Raw genomic sequence first — 14,742 nt, 5'->3', positions numbered from 1 at the left:
GGAGTGGACGCGAGTTCCGATGCGCAGACCATCCAGACCACACGTCGCGATCACCGGCTTGGGCGTGGTCACGCCCGCCGGCTGCAGCCCCGGCGAACTGTGGGCCGGCCTACGGGCCGGAGAATCCACCGCCACGGTGCTCACGGCGCCCGACCTCGCCCAGGACCGGCTGCACTTCGGCTGCCCGGTGCGCGGGTTGGGCCAGGCCCGTGAGATCTCGGCCAAGGACGCCCGCAGGCTCGACCCGTTCACGCTCTACGGCACCACGGCCGCGTTGGCGGCCCACCGCGACGCCGGCAGCCCCGCACCCGACCCCGGCCGCAGCGCGATCGTCGTCGGCAACGCCGTCGGCGGCCGCACCACCAGCGACCGCGAAAGCCGCAACTTCGCCGAACAGGGCGCCGGGCGGGTCAACCCGCTGATGCCGCTGATGACCATGCCCAACGCCGCCGCCGCCCGGATCGCCATGGACCTCGGGTGGCAGGGCCCTGCCACGACCATCGCGACGACCTGCTCCAGCGGCGCCGACGCGATCGGCCACGCACTGCTGCTCCTGCAGACGGGGCGGGCCGACGCGGTGCTGGCGGGCGGCTGCGAATGCACCCTGACCCCCGTGACCCTCGCGGCGTTCGCCAACCTCAACGCCGTCTCCAAACGCGCCGACCGCCCCGACCGGGCGTCGCGGCCCTTCGACACCGACCGCGACGGGTTCGTCATGGGCGAGGGCGCCGGGTTCGTCGTACTGGAGCGCAGCGCGGACGCCCGTGCGCGCGGAGCCGCCCCCTACGCCGAAATCGCCGGATACGGCGCGACCTCCGACGCCTACCACCTGTCCATGCCGCGGCCCGACGGCAGCGGAGCGGCCGGGGCCATGGCGGGCGCCATCGCCGACGCGGGCCTGGCGCCGTCCGACATCGTGCACGTCAACGCGCACGGCACCTCCACCCCGCACAACGACCGGACCGAGGCCGCAGCGCTGCACACCGTGTTCGGCGCCGCCCCTCCGCCGGTCACCGCACCCAAGGGCGTCCTGGGGCACCTGATCGGCGCCGGCGGTGCCGTGGAGCTCATCGCGGCCGTGCAGGCCATGGTGCGCTGCGAGGTCCCCCCCACCGCCAACCACGAGCACACGGAGCCGGGCCTGGACATCGACGTCGTGCACGGCGCACCGCGCCCGGTGCCCTCGGGCCCCGCCCTGACCAACTCCTTCGGATTCGGCGGGCACAACGCCGCCCTGGTGGTGACGCCCGCATGACCGCGCCCCGCCCCGCGATCGAGGACACCCCGATGCCGATCGACCCCGGACCCGCCACCCACCGCACCGCCGACCCGCGGCAGATGGCCCGCCACCGCGCCGCGCTCCGGGCCGAGCCGGCACCGGCGGCCGCACCGGAACCCTCGGCCATCTACCCGTTCGTGCTCGCCCACCCGGTCGCCGAGTCCGCCGTGCGCCGCATGGCCGAGAACGGCGGCGAGCCGCCGCACGTCGTCCACCTGAGCCAGGAGATCCGGATCCGGCGGCTACCCCGCCCCCACGAGCGGATCGGTACCGCTCTGCAGGTGCTGGGCGTGCGCACCCAACCACGCGGCAGCACCGTCGCCGTGGCCATCACGTTAAGCGGCGAAGGCGGCGAGGACGGAGAAGGCGCCCAAGGGGGCGGCCCCGTCGGCGAACTGGTGAGCACGGTACTGCTGTCCGGCACCTCCCTGGAGGCCTTCGGCGAGGTCCCGCGGCCGGCGGCGCCCGTGCGGGGCGACCCCGGCGAGGCCGCCGTGCTGACCCACAGCCTCAGCGCGGAGTGGATCGCGCGCTACGCCGAGGCCGCCGACGACCGCAACCCCATCCACCTGGACCCCGCGGCGGCGCGCGCCGCCGGATTCGGCACGGTCATCGCGCACGGCATGGGCGTGGCCGGCCTGGTCTGCGAAGAGATCGTCGACCGCTTCGCCGGCGGCTCGCCCGCACGGGTGCTGTCGATCGGCGCGCGCTTCTCGGCGCCCGTCGAGGCCGGCGAGCCGGTGGAGACCACCCTGCAGCCCGATGCCGGCGCCCGCGTCATCGGCTTCTCCTGCCGGACCGCCGCGGGCCTGGCGATCAAGGGCGGCCGGGTGGAGCTCGCCGGCCCCCGCGGCGCAGCGGAGCGCGAAGCCGATGCCTGACCACCGCGATCCGGTCGCCGGGATCCTCGAACAGGTGCGGCGGCGACCGCAGGCTCCGGCGCTGCTCTGGAACGGAACACAGGTCACCTACAGCGAACTCCACGCCCAGGCGTGCCGCGAACGCGACCGGATCACCCGCCTGGGCCGGACGGAGGAACCGGTCGCGGTCCTGGCCGGCAAGTCGCCGGAAGCGGTGGCGCTGGTGCTGGCCTGCCTGCTGCTGCGCCGCCCCGTTCTGCTGCCCTCGACCGCCCTGGCCGATGCCCAACTGGCCGACCTTGCCGCCCAAGCGGGCTGCTGGCACATCCTCACCCCCGAGGGGGCACCCGAGCGGCCGCTGCCGGCAGGGGGCGGGACCCCGCGGACACCGCCGGCGGAAACGGCCGTCATGCTCACCACATCGGGATCCACCGGCCTGCCCAAGATCGTGCCGCTGGAGGCCGCGGCCGTGGACCGCTTCATCGCGTGGGCGGCTCCGGCGTTCGGCATCGGCCCCGGTACCCCGGTGCTCAACTACGCACCGCTCAACTTCGACCTGTGCCTGCTCGACGTGTGGGCGGCGTTGGCCCGCGGCGCACCGGTCGTGCTGGTCGACCCCGACCAGGCGATGAACGGCAGGCACCTGCTCGACCTCGTGGTGGGACACGGCGTGCAGGTCGTGCAGGCGGTGCCCATGGCCTACGGGCTGCTCGCCGACGCGGCCGCCGCGGCGGGCACCGATGCGCCGTCGGTGCGGCACGCGCTGTTCACCGGCGACGCCATGCCCGAACGCACACTCGCCGCGATGCCCGGGCTGCTGCCCGCGGCCCGGCTGTACAACATCTACGGCTGCACCGAAACCAACGACAGTTTCAGCTACGAGGTGCCGGCCGCCGAGGCGAAAGCGGGACGGGGACCGCTGCCGATCGGGACCCCGCTACCCGGCGCGGAGGCGCTGGTCCTCGACGAACAGGGACGCGAGGTCGATGCGGCCGGAGCGGGCGAACTCTACGTGCGCACCCCGTTCCAGTCTCCCGGGTACCTCGACCCGGCGAAACGCGCCGAGCGGTTCACCGCCCATCCGCTGGGGCGCGACGACCGCTGCTGGTACCGCACCGGCGACCTGGTGGAGCGCGGCGCCGCAGGCGCACTGCGGCTCACCGGCCGCGCCGACTTCCAGGTCAAGATCCGGGGGACCGCCGTCAACACGGCGGAAGTGGAGCGGGTGCTGCTGGCACACCCCGATGTGCTGGAAGCGGGGGTCGCCGCCGCAGGCGACCCGGTGGCCGGCCGCCGCCTGGTCTCGGCGATCCGGCGCGCGCCCGGGTCGGGCCTGAACAGCCTCACCCTGCGCGGGTACCTGTCCCGCAACCTGCCGCGGGCGGCGGTGCCGTCGGTCGTGCGGATCTGCGACGAGCCGCTGGCCAAGACCGCGACCGGCAAGGTCGACCGCGGTGCCCTGGAGGCTCCGGCCGACGGCTCCGGCCGCCGCCCGGAAACCGGAAACGACCCAACCGCGAAAGGAACACCGCAATGAGCCACGCAGACGCCATCCGCAAGTTCGTCATAACCGAGTTCCTGCCCGACCTGAGCCCGGGCGACCTCGCCGACGACCACGACCTGATCACCGACAGCGTCATCGACAGCGTCGGCACCCTCAAACTGATCGCCTGGGTCGAGAACACCTTCGACCTGCGGGTCGGCGACACCGAACTGAACCCGGACAACTTCCGCACCGTCACCGCCATCGACGACTTCATCGCACGGATGCGCGCCGCCGAAGCGGCGGAGAACTGACCATGCACGAGGTGATCACCGACCTGCTGAACCGGCGCCCGGTGACCCGGGCCGCGGACTGGCGGACGCTGTGGGGCCGGCTCGGCGCGGGCGAACTGGACCGGGCCGAAACGGCCGCGCTGCTGGGCTCCCTCGCCACGCGGCTCCCCGACGCCGCAACCCTGCGCGCACTGCTCGACTCGTTCTCCGGGCCGGCGCCGGCCTCCGCCGGGCGGCGCTGGCCCGGGACCGTCAACACCGTCGGAACCGGCGGCGGTCCGGCGACGTTCAACGTCTCCACCGCGGCCGCGTTCGTGGCGGCGGCAATGGGCGCCCGCGTCGTCAAGACGGGGTCGCGCGCCTACACCAGCCGGCTCGGCTCGGTCGACCTGCTGGAACGGCTGGGGATCCGGTTGACCGGCTCGTCGGCGGAGACCGCCGATGCGGTGGACCGCGACGGCATCGCCTTCGCCGGGCCGTTCGTCTACCCGGCGGAGCTGACCGGACTGGCGCGGTCGATGGCACCGGTGGCGCTGCGGCCCTTCGGGCGCTTCCTCAACGCCGTCGGCCCGTTCCTGGCCGACCTGCCGGTCGCCGCCCAGGTCACCGGGGTCTCGGCCGCCATGCCGCTGCCGGAACTCCGCCGGTTGGCGGAAAGCGCCGACGACCGGCTGATCTGGCTGTGCACCAACGGCCTCGGCGCCGACGAGCTGCTCGGCTTCTGCGACAACACCGTTTACACCAACCGCTCCGGCCCGGCCGGGGGCGGCGGCTCCGAGATGCGGCTGCGCCGCGGTGAACTGCTGCCCGAGCGCGGGAGCATCGAGGACCTCGCGCCGCCCGACCCGGAGGGTGCCGTGGACCACTTCCACGACGTGCTGGGCGGCCGCGCCGGCGCCGCGGCCACCGACACCGTCTGCCTCAACGCCGCTGCCATGGCGGTGGCGGCGGGCACGGCCGCCGACTGGCACCAAGGCCTGGACTCCGCCAGAGACGCGGTCGCCGGCGGCGCCGCCCTGGAGGTGCTGGAGCGGCTGCGCCGGCGGCCGGACACGTCCCGCCCCCTGCAGCGAAGCGGGGGCCGGCATGGCTGAGTTCTTCGCCGGCGGCCCGGACGGCACCCCGGGCCGAACACCGGGGCTGGCCGTGTTCCTGAACGCGGGCGACCCGCCGCTGGACGTGCTCTCGGACATCGTCCTCATGCTGGACGAGGCAGGGGTCGAGTGCCTGGAGCTGGCGGTGCCGTTCCCGGACTCGGTCACCGATGGGCCGGTGGTGCAGCGCTCGGCGCACCGCGCCCTCGAACGCGGTACGGACTTCGACGCCGCGCTCGGGTTCGTCGCGCGGATGCGGCCGCACCTGGCGCGGCTGCGGATCGCGCTGCTGGCCGACTGGAGCCACTCGATCCGGCCGCGCGGTCTCGACGCGGCGCTCGGCGGTGTCGCCGAGTCCGGTGCGGACGCGCTCCTGGCCCATGCCGTGCCGCCGCGGATGCGCGAGGAGTACTACGGGGCGGCGCACCAGCGCCGGGTCCCGATCGTCACGACCTGCTATGCGCAGTCGCGTCCGGAGGTGGCGGCCGAGGCGGCCGCCAACGCCACCGGTTACCTGTACCTCGTCGCCCGTTACGGGCGCAGCGGCACCGGCCCGGTCGGCGGGCACGCTGCGCTGGCGGGCACGGTCGCGCGGCTGCGGCAGAGCACGCCGGCCCCGATCGCCCTCGGGTTCGGGGTCCGCACCGCGGAGGACGTGGCGGCCGTGGCCGCATCGGGGGCCGACGCCGCCGTCATCGGTTCGGCGAGTGTGACCCGGATCGAGCAGGCCCGGCTGGACGGGGCCGACCCCGTCGCCCGGCTCCACGAGTTCGTGGGCGAGTGCCGCCCGCCGGCCACCCGCGACTTCCACCAAGCCGGCCAGGCCGGCTGAACCGGCCACGCAACCCCGCTGCACCCGACCAAGCCCGCACCACCGACCGCACCGGCCCTGCAGGGCCACCTACCGACTCAGGGAGTGCACATGATCATCCGGGATCTGGAGAACGTGAAGACCGTCGACTGGGGCAACGGGGTGAGCCGGCGCTTCCTGCTCCAGCAGGACGGTGTGGGCTACAGCCTCACCGACACCCTCGTCCGCGCCGGAACCAAGTCCCGCCTGGAGTACCGCAACCACATCGAGGCCTGCTACTGCATCGAGGGGTCGGGGGCCGTCATCGAGCTCGACGGCACGATCCATCCGATCCGCCCCGGGCGGATGTACGCACTCGACCGGCACGACCCCCACTTCCTGGCGGCCGACGACCACACCGACATGCGGCTGGTATGCGTCTTCGCCCCGGCGCTGCAGGGCGACGAGGCGCACCGGCTCGACGACTCCCTCGCCTCGGCGTACTGAGGTGCTACCGGACGTGTTCGAGGCGACCACCGACGCGGTGGCACTGCGCAAGGGGCTGGCCGACTGGGGCGACGACCTCAGCGCCGGCCACATCGAGGCAGACCGGGCCGGCGAGTTCCCCTGGCCGAAATGGCGGATGCTGCAGCGCAGCGGGCTGCTCGGACTGCCGTTTCCTGAACGGTGGGGCGGGCTGGACCGGTCGCTGCCGGAGGTCCTGTACGTGCTGGAGGGACTGGGCGAGCACTGCCGCGACTCCGGACTGAGCTTCTGCGCCACCACCACGATGGCCAGCACCGGGGTCCCCCTGGACCTGTTCGGCACCGCCGGACAGCGGGAGCGGTACCTGCCCGGCATCTGCTCGGGCGAGCTGATCGGGGCCCACGCCATCACCGAGTCGGAGAGCGGATCAGACGCGTTGGCGATGAGCACCCGTGCCGAGCGGCAGGGCGACGGAGACGGATTCGTCCTGCACGGCAGCAAACTGTTCGTCACCAACGCCCCGATCGCCGACGTGTTCGTCGTCTACGCGCGCACCCACCCCGACGGAGGCCCGCTGGGGACAACGGCGTTCCTGGTGGACAAGGACACGCCGGGCGTGGAGTGCGGGCCGCCGGCCGAGAAGATGGGCCTACGCACCTCGCCGATGGCCGAGCTGTCCCTGGACGGCGTCCAGGTCGGCCGGGACCGGGTGCTGGGCCGGGTCGGCGGCGGATTCCTGGTCATGGACCAGGTGATGAAACGCGAGATCCTCTTCACCGCCGCCGTGCACGCCGGCGAGATGGGCCACCGGTTGCAGCGTTGCCTGGACTACGCCAAGCACCGGCACGCCTTCGGTAAGGCGATCGGCTCCTACCAGTCGGTCACCAACCGGATCGCCGACATGCGGATCCGCGTCGAGACCGCCCGCAAGTGGATCTTCGGCACCGGGGAACGCCTCGCGGCGGGCCGCGACGTCACGGTCGATCTGGCCGCGACCAAGCTCGTCACCAGCGAAGCGAACCTGGCCGGCAGCCTGGCGGCCGTCAACCTGTACGGCGGCCACGGTTACATGGTCGAGCAGGGCCTGGAACAGGAGGTCCGCAACGCCGTGGGCGGGACCGTCTACTCGGGCACGAGCGACATCCACTACAACCGCATCGCCGCGGCGCTGGGACTGGACCCGTGAGCGCGCAGCGCCCCGCCCCGCCCGGCCCGCCCGCCCTGCCCGGCGGCCGGGCGGGGCGGCTGCTCAAAGCATGCGGCGCCGTCACCGCCCAAGAGGTCGCAGCGCTGGCGGCCGGCGGGGCGGACCTCGTGGGGCTCTGGCACCGGATCCCCGGCGGCCGCGCGGACCTGCCGGAGCACACGGTGGCCGAACTGGCGGCCGGCGCCCGCTCCGGCGGCGTGGAACCGGTGCTGGTCACCTTCGCCAACGACCCGGGGGTGCTGGCGGCAGCGGCCGCGGGCACCGGCGTGCGCTGGTTGCAGCTGCACGCCTACCAGCTTCCGGCCGTGGTGCGCAGCGTGCGCGAGGCGGTACCCGACGCCGTGCTCATCAAGGTGCTGCACGTGGACGAAGACGGCGACTGCCTCGAACTGCGGATGGCCGGCGCCTACACCCGCGCGGGCACCGACCTGTTCCTGCTCGATACCGCGACCGCCGGCGGCCGGATCGGCAGTACCGGCAGGGCCCTGGACCAAGACCGCGTGCTCGGTATCGCCGCCCGCCTGCCGGGACCGTTCCTGCTGGCCGGCGGAATCACCGCGCGCCGCCGAGCGGAGTACGGGCAGGTCGCCGACCACCCGCTGTTCGCCGGAGTGGACGTCGACACCGGGGCCCGCGACACCGCCGGGCGGTTGTCCGAAACAGTGGTCGCCGAACTCTCCCGCGCCTGGCAGACCGGGCACGGGCCGCGAAAGGAGCGCAGCTGATGGCCAACGGCTTCATCGACGCCCTGCTTGGGGCGGACCGGCCGGTGATCGCCGAGATCAAGCGCCGGGACCCCCACGGCGCCGACCTCTTCGCCGGCCGCGGGCCGGCCGACATCGTCGCCGCCTACGAGCGGGCCGGCGCACCGTGCCTCTCGGTGGTCACCGGATCGTGGTTCGGCGGCGATGCGCTGCTGCTGCGCGAGATCGCCGGCCTGACGCGGCTACCGGTGCTGCAGAAGGACTTCATCACCAGGCGCGACCAGATCGGGCAGGCCCGGGACAACGGTGCGGCGGCGGTGTTGATCACGGCCGAGCTGCTGCCCTGGGAGGCGCTGCAGGCGCTGGTCGCCGCCTGCCTGGACAGCGGCATGACCCCGTTCGTCGAAGTGACCGCGGCGGAGCAGGCGGCCGCGGTACCGCGCGCCGGCGAGTGCGTGATCGCGGTCAACAACAAGGACATCCAGCACCGCGAACGCGGCGCCGGCGACACCGGCCGCAGCCTCGCGCTGCTGCCCGCGCTGCTGGAGGCGGGCACCCGCTGCCCGGTCAGCGCCAGCGCCATCGGCGACCCGCACGTGGGCGCCCGGCTGCTGGACGCCGGGTTCGCCGGGCTGCTGGTGGGAACGGCGCTGCTGCGCGATGGCGACCCCGAGGGGTGGCTGCGCGCCGCGGCCCGCACGGGCGCCCCGCCCAGCGCGCCGCCCGCCGCGGATCCGGCAACGCCGGCCCCGCTCGGCGGGCGCCAGTGAACGCACCACCGCCAACGCTGCCGGCCGGCACCGGCATCCACCGCGTCCGGCTCGATACGGGTTCCGGCACCCTGTCGGGCCTGCTGGCCCGGCCTGCACAGCCCGAAGAGCCCGCACAGCCTCCCCGGTCCGGCGGCGCCCCGCGACCGGTCATCGTGGCGGTCCACGGCCGCGCCATGCGGGCCGACTACTTCCACGGCCGGGCCCACCCCGATCTCTCGCTGCTGGACCTGGCGGTTTCCCGCGGGCACACCGTCCTCGCCCTGGACCGTCCCGGATACGGCGAATCGGCCCGCCAACTGCCCCAGGGCCAGACGGTGAGCGAGCAGTCGGCGACCGTGCACGCGGGACTGCGTTCCTTTGCCGCGGCCGCCGGCGCGGTATCCGGCTTCAATGTGCTCGCGCATTCGCACGGCGGCAAGCTCGCTCTGCAGCTCGCCGCCGACGACTCCGCGGGCCTGATCCGCGCACTGGACATCTCCGGGTGCGCGGTCGAGTACTCCGACGCGGCCCGCGGCCTGCCCTCGTCCCTGGGTGCCGGGGCGCCGCGGCTGAACTGGGGGCCGCTGCGGCTCTACCCGCCGGGAACGTTCCAGCAGGCCCGCAGCCTGCTTGCCCCTACTCCGCCCAGGGAGGACGGCGAATGGTCCTTGTGGCCGCACCAGTACCGCCGCATCGCCCCGCGGGTGGCGGTACCGGTGCGGTTCACCTTTGCCGACCACGAGGCGTGGTGGCGGCTGGCAGCGAGTGACCTGGCCGAACTGACCGGGGCGCTCACCGCCGCACCCCGGGCGGAGGTCCACCACCAGCGCGACGCCGGACACAACATCAGCCTCGGCTGGAGTGCGCGCGCCTACCACCTGCGTGCCCTGGAGTTCTTTGAAACGTGCGCATGATGCGGCGGCGGACCGCCCGGACCTCGGGCGCGTGCCGCTGCCCGGCGGCCGACCGGGGCCGCCGCCGGGCAGCAGGCGGGCACGGGCGGCTCAGGCCGCCCCTACCTCCGTGCTGTCGACCGTCCAAGCGCGGGCCTGGTCGCTGATGGTGACTCCGAGGCCGGGGCGGGCGGAGAGGTGCATGCGGCCGCCTGCGATCTCCAAGTGCTCGTTGAACAGAGGGTTGAGCCATTCGAAGTGCTCGACCCACGGCTCGCGCTGGAACGCCGCGGCCAGGTGGATGTGGATTTCCATGGCGAAGTGCGGCGCCAGCTCCAGCCCTTGCTGGTCGGCCATTGCCATCACCTTGAGGAACCGCGTGATCCCGCCGACACGGGGTGCGTCGGGCTGGACGATGTCCGCGCCGCCGGTGCGGATCAACTCGGCGTGTTCGGCGACGCTGGTCAGCATTTCGCCGGTGGCGATGGGGGTGGAGCAGGCGGCGGCCAGGGCGGCGTGGCCCGCGAAGTCCTGGGCGTCCAGCGGTTCCTCGATCCACACGAGGTCGAATTCCTCCAGGACGCGGCACATCCGCCGCGCGGTGGCGCGGTCCCACTGCTGGTTGGCGTCGACCATGATGGGCGTGCCGGCACCCAGGTGCTCGCGCACCGCGCGCACGCGGGCGATGTCCACGGCGCTGTCGGGGTGGCCGACCTTGAGCTTGATGCCCCCGATCCCGGATTCCACCGCCGCACGCGACTTCTCCAGAACCTCTTCCAGCGGCGCGTTCAGGAACCCGCCGGAGGTGTTGTAGCAGCGCACCGAGTCGCGGTGGGCGCCGAGCAGTTTGGCCAGCGGCAGCCCGGCCCGCTTGGCCTTGAGGTCCCACAGGGCGATGTCGAAGGCGGCGATGGCCTGGACCGCGAGCCCGCCGCGGCCGACCGACGCGCCGGCCCAGGCGAGTTTCTCCCAGATCTTGGCGATGTCGCTGGGGTCCTCGCCCAGCAGGGCGGGGGCGATCTCCTTGGCGTGGGCGAACTGGCCCGGCCCGCCGGCCCGCTTGGAGTAGCTGAAGCCCACCCCCTCGGCCCCCGACTCGGTGGAGATCTCGCAGAACAGCATCGCCACTTCGGTCATCGGACGCTGCCGGCCGGTGAGGACCTTGGCGTCGCTGATCGGGGTGTCCAGCGGCAGGGTCACCGAGGACAGCCGCACCCCGGTGATGCGGTCGACCGTGGCGGGACCGGCGGCAACCAGTGCGGAGTGGGCGGAGGTGCTGGTGGACATCGTGCGGAGTCTCCTTCGCGACGAGGAGGACAAGGGCGATAAGGGGGAAGGGAACGCGGGGTTGGGGGAGGCGGGAGGCCCGCCCCGGGCCGGCGGGGCCGGCGGCGGGAGCGGCGCAGGGCCCGGTGATCGCGGCCCTGCGCCGCTCCCGCCCCGCCGGCCGCGGCGCGTGCGCCGGAGCCGGCTCGGCCGCTCTTAGGGCGTGTTTGGTGGGTCGCTGCCCTACTGCGCGGCCGTCTCGGGTAGGGATTCTCACTCTCGCGGCGTTCTCTGGGCCCCTGACGGGCAAAATGGCGAAGCCGCCCGTTAGGGACGGTCGACAGGGGAACCACCTGGGCCCCCGCTGTGCGATTTTGCGGAGCTTGCGGAGCCCGCACAGTAGGGGAGGCTCCCTCCTCGGCCTTGCGAGAGCGGCACGGGCCCCCGCTCGGCGAAAATGGCGAAGCCCGCCGAGTAGGGGCGGCCCTAACGCAGCACCCCGCGCACCACAGCGCTCCGCGCATCCGGCGCGGGCCACACACGAGTGCGCCGCTCGCTACGGACGGACCCACCAAACAAGCCCTAGCGGGCGTCGTCGATGGCGCCCATGACCTCGCTGTACTCGCCCTCGCGGGCTTCGTCCAGCAGGCCCGACACCGAGTCCTGGAATTCCGAGGTGTCCACGTCGTGGATCTTGATCCCGGCGTCCTCCATCTCCTTGATGGACTTCTCGACCTCCTGGTCCCACAGCTTGCGCTGCTCGGCGATGGAGTCCTGGGCCACATCGCGCAGCAGTTGCTGGTCCTCTTCGCTGAGGGAGTCGAACAGGTCGGCGTTGATCAGCAGCACCTCGGGGATGCGCTGGTGGGCGTCCCTGGTGAAGTGCTTGGCCAGCTCGAAGTGGCCGCTGCTGACGTAGCTGGGCTCGTTGTTCTCCGCACCGTCCAGGACACCGGTCTCCAGCGAGCTGTAAACCTCGCCGTAGTCCATGGTCACCGGCGACCCGCCCATTGCCTCGACCATGTCGGCGTTGACGGTTCCCTCAATGACGCGGATGTTCTGGCCCTCCAGGTCCTCGGGGGACTTGATGGGTTTGTCGACGGTGTAGAAGTTGCGGGCACCGGCCTCGTAGTAGGCGAGCCCCACATAGCCGCTATCGCGCAGGTCGTCCAGCATGCCCTGGGCGTAGTCGCCCTCAAGGAACCGCCAGAGGTGTTCCTCGTCGTCGAAGACGTAGGGCATGGAGAACACCCCGAACTCGGGAACGAACTCCGACACCGGCCCGGTGCTGACCCGGGTCATCTCGGCGGCGCCCATCTGTACCTGCTCCAGGACATCGCGTTCCTCGCCCAGCTGGGCGGAGTGCCGGACGCTGATGTCGATGCGGCCGTTGGTCTGTTCGCGGACGTGGTCGGCGAACCAGATGTCGGCCTGGGTGGTCGGGTACTGCTCCGGGTGGGTTTCGCCCAGCGACCACTGGAGGGTGTCGCCGCCCTCGCCGCCGCCACCGCTGCAACCGGTGAGGGCGAGGGCGCCGACCATGCCCAGTGAGGCGAGGGCAAGTAGAGGTCGTGTTGGCTTCAGCAGCATGGGGGGTTCCTCTTTCCTTGGTGGGGGAGGGTGCGTACCAACCGCTAGACGCCGAGCAACGTCGGCAGCCAGAGCGAGAGAGCGGGGATGAACGTGATGCCCAGCAGGGTCACGAGCATCGGCACGTAGAACGGGAGGACACCGCGGGTGGCGTCCTCCATCCGGATGTCGCCGACCGCGGCGCCGACGAACAGCACACCGCCGACCGGGGGCGTGATCAGGCCGAGACCGAGGTTGAGCATGAGCATGACGCCGAACTGGATGGGGTCCATGCCCACGCTGGTCGCGACCGGTAGCAGGATGGGGGTGGTGATCAGGATGAGCGGGGCCATGTCCATCACGGTGCCGAGCGCAAGCAGCATCACGTTGATGAGCAGCAGCACCACGATCGGGTTTTCGGACACGCTGGTCAATGCCTGGGTCAGCGCCATGGGGATGCGGAGCTGGGTCATCAGGTAACCGAACGCCCCGGCCGAGGCGATCAGGAACAGCACTGACGACAGCGTGCGCGTGGCCCGGTTGAGGACCCCGATCAGGCCGCGCGGGGTCAGCTCGCGGTAGACCACCAGCGCCACGAACAGCGCCCACACGCACGCGATGGCCGCGGACTCCGTCGCGGTGAACACGCCGGTCATCACGCCGCCGATGATGATCACCGGGGTGAACAGGCCCAGCAGGCCCTGCCAGATCACCCCGGGCCAGTCGCGCATGGGAATGCGTTCGCCCTTGGGGTACTTGCGGCGCCAGGACAGGTAGTAGGTGAGCGCCAGCAGCGTGAGCGCGAGCAGCAGGCCCGGCAGGACTCCGGCGAGGAACAGCGAACCGACCGATACGCTGCCGCCCGCGGCCAGCGCATAGAGGATCATGTTGTGGCTCGGCGGGATCAGCACGCCCTGGATCGAGCTGGACACGGTGACGCCGACGGAGAAGCGGGCGTCGTAGCCGGTCCGCTTCATCACCGGCACCATGATCGAACCGATCGAGGACGTGTCGGCCACCGCCGACCCGGAGATGCCGCCGAAGAAGGTGCTGGCCATGACGTTGAGCATGGCCATACCGCCGCGCAGCCGCCCGATCATCAGGTTCGCCAGATCGATCAGCCGCCTGGAGATCCCGCCGGCTCCCATGATCTCGCCGGCGAGCACGAAGAAGGGGATCGCCAGCAGCGGGAAGGTCAGCAGCGAGTTGACGATCTGCTGGCCCACCACCTGCAGTGGGATCTGCAGGTACAGCGCAGCGGACAGCGCGGACAGCGCCAGCCCCAGGGCGATCGGGACGCGCAGCACCAGGGCGGCGACGAACACCCCGACAAGGATGGCGACGGCCATGGGGTCACCGATCATTGTCGTCCTCCTCGGGGGCGGGGTCGGGAGCGGTCTTGCCGGTATCCGGCGCCTTGCCGGAGCCCGGAGCCCGCCCGGTGTCCGGAGTTTCCGCAGGTTCGGCCGGACCGATCGGGCCGGCGGTCAGGCCTTCTCCGGAGATGGGGACCGCGTCGCTACCGGGCGTCGCGGCGATGTCCTGCGCGCCGTCCTGGTCACCGGTCGGGCGCGTGTCGCGGCGGGTGTCGATTCCGACGAGCTGCAGCACGCTGTACACAGCGGCCAGCACGCCGGTCACCGGCATGACCGCGTACTGCACCGAGGACGGCAGGCCGGTGGCCGGAAGGCTGGTACCCCAGGTGGACATGGTGAACTGCCAGCCCTGGAACACCAGGTAGAGGGCGAAGACCAGGAACGCCAGCGGCGTCAGCAGCTCCGCCGCGGCCCGCAGCCGCCGCGGGAGCCGGTCGGTGATGAAGGTGACGCCGATGTGGGTGTGCTCCCGCAGGCCGATGGCGATACCCAGGAACCCCACCCAGGCCAGCAGGATGAGCGCCACTTCCGACCCCCAGCGCGGGCTGGCCTGCAGTACGTAGCGGCCGAACACCTGCCAGGTGATCACCAGCACCACCGCGGCCAGCGCTGTGAGCGCCAGCGTGTCGGTTGCGCGGTCGACCGCGCGCAGGACTGCGCGCGCGATCGACTGGAACTTGGGCGGCATCG

The 14,742-nt window shown here is 72.7% G+C and carries 15 protein-coding genes; 11 read left to right on the top strand and 4 right to left on the bottom strand.

What is annotated here, in order from left to right; all coding sequences use genetic code 11:
- The first annotated feature begins 19 nt into the window (after window positions 1–19).
- The 11 genes from ACYVD5_RS03975 to ACYVD5_RS03925 all read left to right on the top strand — a co-directional run bounded on the left by ACYVD5_RS03975 (window position 20) and on the right by ACYVD5_RS03925 (window position 9,862).
- Window positions 20–1,255: a beta-ketoacyl-[acyl-carrier-protein] synthase family protein gene (locus ACYVD5_RS03975; protein WP_460999509.1), complete on the top strand. Its 1,236-nt coding sequence runs from the start codon at window positions 20–22 to the stop codon at window positions 1,253–1,255.
- Window positions 1,252–2,160, top strand: coding sequence for a MaoC family dehydratase (locus ACYVD5_RS03970; RefSeq protein WP_460999508.1), 909 nt, complete (start codon window positions 1,252–1,254; stop codon window positions 2,158–2,160). The genes ACYVD5_RS03975 and ACYVD5_RS03970 overlap by 4 nt, the downstream gene beginning before the upstream one ends.
- Complete coding sequence (locus ACYVD5_RS03965; RefSeq protein ID WP_460999507.1) at window positions 2,153–3,676, top strand: AMP-binding protein; 1,524 nt, start codon at window positions 2,153–2,155, stop codon at window positions 3,674–3,676. Before ACYVD5_RS03970 ends, ACYVD5_RS03965 begins: the two co-directional genes overlap by 8 nt.
- Window positions 3,673–3,936 carry an acyl carrier protein gene (locus ACYVD5_RS03960; protein WP_460999506.1) on the top strand — a complete coding sequence of 88 codons (264 nt, stop codon included), beginning with the start codon at window positions 3,673–3,675 and terminating at the stop codon, window positions 3,934–3,936. The genes ACYVD5_RS03965 and ACYVD5_RS03960 overlap by 4 nt, the downstream gene beginning before the upstream one ends.
- 2 nt (window positions 3,937–3,938) lie before the next feature.
- Entirely contained in the window at window positions 3,939–5,009 is a 1,071-nt protein-coding gene (locus ACYVD5_RS03955; RefSeq protein ID WP_460999505.1) for a hypothetical protein, read from the top strand.
- The gene (gene trpA, locus ACYVD5_RS03950; RefSeq protein ID WP_460999504.1) at window positions 5,002–5,841 is read left to right on the top strand and encodes a tryptophan synthase subunit alpha; all 840 of its coding nucleotides are present in this window, start codon (window positions 5,002–5,004) and stop codon (window positions 5,839–5,841) included. Before ACYVD5_RS03955 ends, trpA begins: the two co-directional genes overlap by 8 nt.
- 90 nt (window positions 5,842–5,931) lie before the next feature.
- Entirely contained in the window at window positions 5,932–6,306 is a 375-nt protein-coding gene (locus tag ACYVD5_RS03945; protein ID WP_460999503.1) for an ectoine synthase, read from the top strand.
- Between the two features lie 13 nt (window positions 6,307–6,319).
- The gene (locus tag ACYVD5_RS03940; protein ID WP_460999502.1) at window positions 6,320–7,471 is read left to right on the top strand and encodes an acyl-CoA dehydrogenase family protein; all 1,152 of its coding nucleotides are present in this window, start codon (window positions 6,320–6,322) and stop codon (window positions 7,469–7,471) included.
- Window positions 7,468–8,217 (top strand): N-(5'-phosphoribosyl)anthranilate isomerase, encoded by a 750-nt coding sequence (locus ACYVD5_RS03935; RefSeq protein ID WP_460999501.1) that lies wholly within the window; start codon window positions 7,468–7,470, stop codon window positions 8,215–8,217. The genes ACYVD5_RS03940 and ACYVD5_RS03935 overlap by 4 nt, the downstream gene beginning before the upstream one ends.
- Window positions 8,217–8,966 carry a beta/alpha barrel domain-containing protein gene (locus ACYVD5_RS03930; RefSeq protein ID WP_460999500.1) on the top strand — a complete coding sequence of 250 codons (750 nt, stop codon included), beginning with the start codon at window positions 8,217–8,219 and terminating at the stop codon, window positions 8,964–8,966. The genes ACYVD5_RS03935 and ACYVD5_RS03930 overlap by 1 nt, the downstream gene beginning before the upstream one ends.
- The gene (locus ACYVD5_RS03925) at window positions 8,963–9,862 is read left to right on the top strand and encodes an alpha/beta hydrolase (RefSeq protein WP_460999499.1); all 900 of its coding nucleotides are present in this window, start codon (window positions 8,963–8,965) and stop codon (window positions 9,860–9,862) included. Before ACYVD5_RS03930 ends, ACYVD5_RS03925 begins: the two co-directional genes overlap by 4 nt.
- A 90-nt stretch (window positions 9,863–9,952) precedes the next feature.
- On the opposite strand, the gene ACYVD5_RS03920 is transcribed toward ACYVD5_RS03925, so the two are convergent.
- From ACYVD5_RS03920 to ACYVD5_RS03905, 4 genes are all read right to left on the bottom strand, one after another.
- Entirely contained in the window at window positions 9,953–11,128 is a 1,176-nt protein-coding gene (locus tag ACYVD5_RS03920) for an L-talarate/galactarate dehydratase (RefSeq protein ID WP_460999498.1), read from the bottom strand.
- A gap of 561 nt (window positions 11,129–11,689) precedes the next feature.
- Window positions 11,690–12,697, bottom strand: a complete 1,008-nt coding sequence (locus tag ACYVD5_RS03915) for a TRAP transporter substrate-binding protein (RefSeq protein WP_460999497.1) — start codon at window positions 12,695–12,697, stop codon at window positions 11,690–11,692.
- Between the two features lie 44 nt (window positions 12,698–12,741).
- Window positions 12,742–14,040, bottom strand: coding sequence for a TRAP transporter large permease (locus ACYVD5_RS03910; protein ID WP_460999496.1), 1,299 nt, complete (start codon window positions 14,038–14,040; stop codon window positions 12,742–12,744).
- On the bottom strand, window positions 14,030–14,740 hold the full coding sequence (locus ACYVD5_RS03905; RefSeq protein ID WP_460999495.1) for a TRAP transporter small permease: 711 nt from the start codon (window positions 14,738–14,740) through the stop codon (window positions 14,030–14,032). The genes ACYVD5_RS03910 and ACYVD5_RS03905 overlap by 11 nt, the downstream gene beginning before the upstream one ends.
- Between the last annotated feature and the right edge of the window lie 2 nt (window positions 14,741–14,742).

It is taken from the genome of Streptomonospora sediminis, from assembly GCF_054778995.1.
The sequence above is the reverse complement of the archived record's forward strand: the minus strand, read 5'-3'. Positions and strand labels throughout refer to the sequence as shown.

Bases quoted from the DNA above. Each gene is read 5' to 3' on its own strand.
- ACYVD5_RS03955 (WP_460999505.1), top strand. From the start codon at position 3,939: ATGCACGAGGTGATCACCGACCTGCTGAACCGGCGCCCGGTGACCCGG.
- ACYVD5_RS03930 (WP_460999500.1), top strand. From the start codon at position 8,217: ATGGCCAACGGCTTCATCGACGCCCTGCTTGGGGCGGACCGGCCGGTG.
- ACYVD5_RS03965 (WP_460999507.1), top strand. From the start codon at position 2,153: ATGCCTGACCACCGCGATCCGGTCGCCGGGATCCTCGAACAGGTGCGG.
- ACYVD5_RS03905 (WP_460999495.1), bottom strand. From the start codon at position 14,740: ATGCCGCCCAAGTTCCAGTCGATCGCGCGCGCAGTCCTGCGCGCGGTC.
- ACYVD5_RS03975 (WP_460999509.1), top strand. From the start codon at position 20: ATGCGCAGACCATCCAGACCACACGTCGCGATCACCGGCTTGGGCGTG.
- ACYVD5_RS03915 (WP_460999497.1), bottom strand. From the start codon at position 12,697: ATGCTGCTGAAGCCAACACGACCTCTACTTGCCCTCGCCTCACTGGGC.
- ACYVD5_RS03960 (WP_460999506.1), top strand. From the start codon at position 3,673: ATGAGCCACGCAGACGCCATCCGCAAGTTCGTCATAACCGAGTTCCTG.
- ACYVD5_RS03910 (WP_460999496.1), bottom strand. From the start codon at position 14,040: ATGATCGGTGACCCCATGGCCGTCGCCATCCTTGTCGGGGTGTTCGTC.
- ACYVD5_RS03945 (WP_460999503.1), top strand. From the start codon at position 5,932: ATGATCATCCGGGATCTGGAGAACGTGAAGACCGTCGACTGGGGCAAC.
- ACYVD5_RS03920 (WP_460999498.1), bottom strand. From the start codon at position 11,128: ATGTCCACCAGCACCTCCGCCCACTCCGCACTGGTTGCCGCCGGTCCC.
- ACYVD5_RS03970 (WP_460999508.1), top strand. From the start codon at position 1,252: ATGACCGCGCCCCGCCCCGCGATCGAGGACACCCCGATGCCGATCGAC.
- trpA (WP_460999504.1), top strand. From the start codon at position 5,002: ATGGCTGAGTTCTTCGCCGGCGGCCCGGACGGCACCCCGGGCCGAACA.